This is a genomic window from Streptomyces flavochromogenes, assembly GCF_000717595.1.
Classification (GTDB): Bacteria; Actinomycetota; Actinomycetes; order Streptomycetales; family Streptomycetaceae; genus Streptomyces; species Streptomyces flavochromogenes.
Genome location: NZ_JNZO01000079.1, coordinates 1 through 2597, shown reverse-complemented (window position 1 = coordinate 2597; position 2597 = coordinate 1). Strand labels below are relative to the sequence as shown.

2 protein-coding genes are annotated in these 2597 nt (G+C 72.9%); both read left to right on the top strand.

Annotated features, from left to right (window positions below):
- Positions 1-2296, top strand: a 2296-nt coding sequence (locus tag IF00_RS42200) for a condensation domain-containing protein (protein WP_158710607.1), incomplete at its 5' end; no start/stop codon positions are given.
- The coding region (locus IF00_RS45980) for an AMP-binding protein (protein ID WP_245234794.1) at positions 2296-2597 on the top strand (302 nt) is incomplete at its 3' end. The genes IF00_RS42200 and IF00_RS45980, both read left to right, overlap by 1 nt.

Here is a 2597-nt window from a genome sequence, read left to right as displayed (position 1 = left end):
GAAGCTGCGCGGTTTCCGCATCGAGCTCGGCGAGATCGAGACCGCGCTCCTGGCCCACGACTCGGTCGCGCAGGCCGCGGTGATCGTCCGCGAGGACCGTCCCGGCGACAAGCGCCTCGTCGCCTACGTCGTCCCCGCCCTCGACACCCGCATCGACCCCGGGGCCCTCCACAGCCACAGCGCCGACCGCCTCGCCGAGTACATGGTCCCCTCCGCGTTCGTCGCGCTCCCCGAACTCCCCCTGACCGCCAACGGCAAGCTCGACCGCCGCGCCCTGCCACAGCCCGTGCTGAGCGGCGAGGGCGACGGACGGGCCCCGCGCAACCCGGTCGAGGAGGTGCTGTGCGGGCTGTTCGCCGACGCCCTCGGCGAGCCCGCCGTCTCCATCGACGACGACTTCTTCCGCCTCGGCGGGCATTCGCTCCTCGCCACCCGTCTGGTCGGCCGGGTCCGCACCGCCCTCGCCACCGAACTCTCCCTCCGTGACTTCTTCGTGTACCCGACCGTCGCCGGACTCGCCCGGCTGATCACCGCCGGCGCCGGACAGACCCCGCGCCCCGCGCTCACCGCCGCCGGCCGGTCCGACGACGACCTCCCGCTCTCGGCCGCCCAGCGCCGCCTCTGGTTCCTCGACCAGATGGAGGGCCCCTCCGCCACGTACAACATCCCCCTCGCCGTACGTCTCACCGGCGCCGTCGACCAGGAGGCGCTGCGGCAGGCGCTCGGGGACGTGATCGCCCGCCACGAGATCCTCCGGACCAGCTACCCGGTGCACGAGGGCGAGCCGCGCCAGCACATCGCCGATCCCGAGCAGGTCGTCGTGCCGCTCACCGTCGCGACCGTCACCGACGACGAGCTGCCCGCCCGGCTCGCGGAGGAGACCGTGCACCTCTTCGACCTCGCCGCCGAAATCCCCCTGCACGCCGTCCTCCTGGAACTGGAGCCGACCAGGAGCGTGCTCGTCCTGGTCGTGCACCACATCGCCTCCGACGGCTGGTCCACCACCCCCCTCATGCGGGACTTCGGCGCCGCCTACACCGCCCGCGCCCAGGGCACGGCGCCCGCGTGGGAGCCGCTGCCGGCCCAGTACGCCGACTACTCCCTCTGGCAGCGGGACCTGCTCGCCGACCACGAGGAGGGCCAGCTGGCCCACTGGCGGGAGGCGCTCGCCCAGCTGCCCACCGAGGTCACCCTGCCCACCAGCCGGCCCCGCCCGGTCGTGGCCTCCTACCGCGGCGCCACCCACACCGTGCACTGCCCGGCGGAGACCCACCGGGCCCTCAGCACCCTGGCCAGGGAGCACGGCGTGACCCTGTTCATGGTGGCGCAGGCGGCCACCGTGGCCCTGCTGTCCCGTTCCGGCGCGGGCACCGACATCCCCCTCGGCTCGCTCGTCGCCGGGCGGACCGATGAAGCCCTGGAGGACCTGGTCGGGTTCTTCGTCAACACCCTCGTGCTGCGCACCGACGCCTCCGGCGACCCGACCTTCCGAGAACTCCTCGACCGGGTCCGCGAGACCGACCTCGGCGCCTGGGCACACCAGGACGTGCCCTTCGACCGGCTCGTGGAGACGCTCAACCCCGAGCGCTCCGCCGCCCGCCACCCCCTCTTCCAGGTCATGCTGACCCTCGCCGAGGCCGCCGAGGCCGCGCCCCGGCTGCCGGGCGTCCGCGCCGAGACCGGGCAACTGAACGCGGGCATCGCCAAGTTCGACCTCACCGTCAACTTCTACGAGCACCGCGACCGCGTCGGTCACCCCAACGGACTCGACATCGTCCTCGAGTACGCCACCGACCTGTACGACCCCGACACCGTCGAGGCGGCCGGCGAGCGGCTGGCCCGGGTCCTGGACGCCGTCATCGCCGACCCGGACGCCAAGGTCGCCGACATCGAACTGCTCACCCCCGCACAGCGCCACGCCCTGCTCGCCGACTACAACGACACCGCCGTACCGCTCCCCGAGGGCGCGCTGCACGAGTTGTTCGCCGCCCAGGCCGCACGGACGCCGGACGCCGTGGCGCTGGTGTGCGAAGGGCGCGAGACGACGTACCGCGACCTCGACCGTGCGTCGGACGCCTTCGCCGCCCGGCTCGCCGCGCGCGGAGTCCGTCCGGGTGCCGCCGTGGCCCTCTTCCTCGACCGCTCGGCGGAGTTCGTGGTCGCGGCCCTCGCCGTGCTCAAGGCGGGTGGCGCCTACGTACCGCTGGACCCGCGTCAGCCGGAGGAGAGGCTCGCGTTCATCCTCGCCGACACGGGCGCTCCGCTCCTCTCCATCCTGACCAGTTGGCGTACGTGATGTACACGTCGGGTTCGAGTGGGGTGCCGAAGGGTGTGGCGAACACCCATCGGAACGTGGTGGAGCTGGCGTTGGATCCGTGGTGGGCTTCGGGTGTGGGGGATCGGCACCGTCGGGTGCTGGCGTACTCGCCGCTGGCCTTCGACTCCTCCACGTACGAGCTGTGGGTGCCGCTGCTCAGTGGTGGGACGGCGGTGGTGCTCAGCGCGCCGAAGGTGGACATCGGCGAACTGGCCCGGGTGATCGCGCGACAGGGGATCACCGCCGTGTACTTCACGACGGCCCTCTTCGACGCGATGGC